The sequence below is a fragment of the Streptomyces sp. NPDC047515 genome (genome assembly GCF_040643055.1).
Taxonomy (GTDB): domain Bacteria; phylum Actinomycetota; class Actinomycetes; order Streptomycetales; family Streptomycetaceae; genus Streptomyces.
The window spans coordinates 1-3,108 of sequence record NZ_JBEYTM010000142.1; the positions used below are offsets into that span (position 1 = coordinate 1).

The 3,108-nt window shown below is 67.1% G+C and carries 2 protein-coding genes and 1 pseudogene; all 3 read right to left on the reverse strand.

Translation table 11 applies throughout. The features are described 5' to 3' along the window. Nucleotides 1-150 precede the first annotated feature (150 nt). Nucleotides 151-1,461 carry a DUF58 domain-containing protein gene (locus tag ABZ826_RS39055; protein WP_361459316.1) on the reverse strand — a complete coding sequence of 437 codons (1,311 nt, stop codon included), beginning with the start codon at nucleotides 1,459-1,461 and terminating at the stop codon, nucleotides 151-153. Between the two features lie 10 nt (nucleotides 1,462-1,471). Next, nucleotides 1,472-2,473: a MoxR family ATPase gene (locus ABZ826_RS39060; RefSeq protein ID WP_361459314.1), complete on the reverse strand. Its 1,002-nt coding sequence runs from the start codon at nucleotides 2,471-2,473 to the stop codon at nucleotides 1,472-1,474. Then, a pseudogene (locus tag ABZ826_RS39065) lies at nucleotides 2,470-3,012 on the reverse strand (DUF4350 domain-containing protein); the annotation flags it as partial. The pseudogene ABZ826_RS39065 and the gene ABZ826_RS39060, both read right to left, overlap by 4 nt. Nucleotides 3,013-3,108: the final 96 nt, after the last annotated feature.

A 3,108-nucleotide genomic window follows, 5' to 3' on the forward strand; every position in this document is an offset into this window, starting at 1 on the left:
CAGGGGGGACCCTGTGGGAGAGTAGGACGCCGCCGAACTCCTTTTACGGAAAAGCCCCGTGCCCTTGTGGCACGGGGCTTTTCCGCGTTTCAGGGGTCATCGGGCAGGGTCCTCCCCAATGAGTGGATTCCGTTGACGCAGGGGTCCGAGTCAGAGGCGACCTGCCCCTTTGAGAGCCAGGTAGGCGTCGGCGAGAGCCGGGGCGAGGTTGTCCGGGGTGGCATCGACAACCACCGCGCCGTGGCGTCGGAGCTGCTCTGCCGTGCGAAGTCTTCTTGCTCGGGCCTGTTCGCCGGCTGCGGCCTGGTAAACGGCGTCCACGGTTTTCCTGGCCTCGGCCATCTTTTCGATGTGCGGGTCAGCCACCGAAGCCACCAGCACTGTGTGGCGCTGCGTCAGTCGGTGGAGGACGGGCAACAAGCCCTCCTCGACGGGGGCTGCGTCCAGGCCTGTGAGGAGCACGATCAGAGAGCGACGAGGGGCGCCGGCAAGCACGGCGGTGCTCAGTCCCCGGGCATCCGTTTCCACGAGTGCCGGTTCGATCGGCGCCAAGGCTTTCACCATGGCCGACAAGACCTCCCCGGCTGACCTGCCCTGGACGTGGGTGCGGATGCGGCGGTCGTAGGCGAGCAGATCGACGCGGTCGCCCGCTCTTGTGGCAAGTGCGGTGAGCAGCAGTGCCGCATCCAGCGAGGCGTCGAGACGGGGCACGTCGCCTACACGACCCGCCGACGTACGGCCGGTGTCCAGGACAACGAGAATGTGGCGGTCCCGCTCGGGCCGCCACGTCCGGACCACGACGGCGGATTGACGTGCTGTGGCTCTCCAGTCGATGGAGCGTGTGTCGTCACCCGGCACGTAGGCACGGAGACTGTCGAATTCCGTGCCTTCTCCACGTGTCAGGACACTGGTGCGGCCATCGAGCTCGCGGAGCCTGGCGAGGCGAGACGGCAAATGCTTGCGGCTGGTGAAAGGCGGCAGGACACGTACTCTCCAGGGCACCTCGTGATTTCCCTGGCGGGCCGCAAGCCCCAGAGGGCCGAAAGAGCGGACGGTGACACGTTCGGCCCGGCGGTCGCCCCGCCGTGTCGGTCGCAGGATGGTGCTCAGCCGTCGGCGTTCCCCCGCCGGAACTGTCAGCGCCTGACGGGACGAGGCCTGCTCGGCCTCGGTGGGCCAGCTACTGGGGGGCCAGGCATCGCGGAGGTGTGCGCGCAGACGACGACGGGAAGGATTGGTTACGGTGAGTTGTACTTCCGCAATCTCACCCAGTCGAACAGTTGTATCACCAGATCGAGTGAACTGAAGCGTTCGGACTGGTGCTGCCAGGGCGTAGTCGCACAGAATTGCTAGAGAGAGCGGTGCGTTGACCGCGAGCATGCCTGTCCAACTGGGGGCCAGGATGCCTACAGGGAGTGACCCCAGGGCGGCCAGCAAGGCGGTACGTCCGGTGAGGGCCACGTTCACCGCCTCATCGGGGTACGGGTACGTGGGCGAGGACTGCGGTGATGACGGAGTCGGGGGTGACGCCCTCCATCTCCGCCTCCGGCCGCAGCTGGATGCGGTGGCGGAGTGTGGGGAGCGCCAGGGCCTTCACGTCGTCCGGGGTGACGTAGTCGCGGCCGGTGAGCCAGGCCCAGGCCCGGGCGGTCGACAGCAGAGCGGTAGCGCCTCGGGGAGAGACTCCGAGGGAGAGCGAGGGGGATTCACGCGTGGCACGACAGATATCGACGATGTAGCCGGCGATGTCGGGGGTGGCCTTGGTCCGGGCGACCGCATCACGGGCGGCTTCCAGATCTGCCGCGCCGGCGACGGGATGTATGCCTGCTGAATTGAGGTCGCGCGGGTTGAAGCCCGTGGAATGACGGGTGAGGACGTTGATCTCCTCGTCGCGGGACGGCAGGGGCACCGTCAGTTTGAGGAGGAACCGGTCCAGTTGGGCCTCTGGAAGCGGGTAGGTGCCCTCGTATTCGACGGGATTCTGCGTGGCGGCGACGAGGAACGGTTCGGGCAGGGCGCGGGGTGTTCCGTCGACCGTGACCTGGCGCTCTTCCATTGCTTCCAGGAGGGAGGACTGCGTTTTGGGGGGCGTGCGGTTGATCTCGTCGGCAAGAAGCAGATTGGTGAAGACGGGGCCGGGCTGGAAGGAGAACTCTGCTGTGCGGGCGTCGTAGACGAGTGAGCCGGTGACGTCGCTCGGCATCAGGTCGGGGGTGAACTGGACACGCTTGGTGTCGAGTTCGAGTGAGGCTGCGAGAGCCCGTACCAGGAGGGTCTTGGCCACGCCGGGGACACCTTCGAGAAGGACGTGGCCTCGGCAGAGCAGAGCGACGACGAGTCCGGTGACTGCGGGGTCCTGGCCCACCACGGCCTTGGCGATCTCGGAGCGCAGCGCTTCCAGGGATGCGCGGGCTGTGTCGCCGTTCCCGAGAGTTTCGGTAGTGCCGGCGGGCACAGAAGGCGGGGCGCTCATGACGTGCGTACCTCTCTTTCGAGGGTGTCGAGTTGGTCTGCCAGGTGTACGAGAGCGGCATCGTCGGACGGTGCAGGACCGAAGAGCAGGGCTTCGAGGTCGCTGTCGGTGCCGCCGAGACGGGCGGCAACGGCAGGGACGAGCGTTGAGGTTGAGTGGACATCGCGCGGGGAGACGCCGATGAGTGGGGCGATGCGGGTGCGGGTGGCGGAACGCAGTGCATCTGCGGCCCGATCGCGGGCGTTCGCCCTTCGATAGAGGCCGGCTCGGCCTTCGGTGGATTCGGAGGCCCGTATGGCCACGGGCAGTCGCTCGGTCACCAAGGGGCCCAGACGACGGGCCCGCCAGACGGCGGCGAGCACAGCGGCGAGTGCGAGTTGCAGGGTGCCCCACAGCCAGCCTCGGGGGATCAGGTCGGCGAAGCTGCGGCCGCTCTGGGCGCCGTCGGTATTGTCTCCGCCGTTCTCGGCGGCAGCGGAGGTATCAGCGAGCGAGGGAAGGTACCAGACCAAATGTGGGCGGGAACCAAGAAGTTGAAGGTGTCGGCAACGGCTGAAAACGGGACCAGTTCCAACGGTTGAATTGTGGGCCGTTTTGCGGTCTTGGTTGGTCAGTCGTTGTCGGTGGGGGTGGGG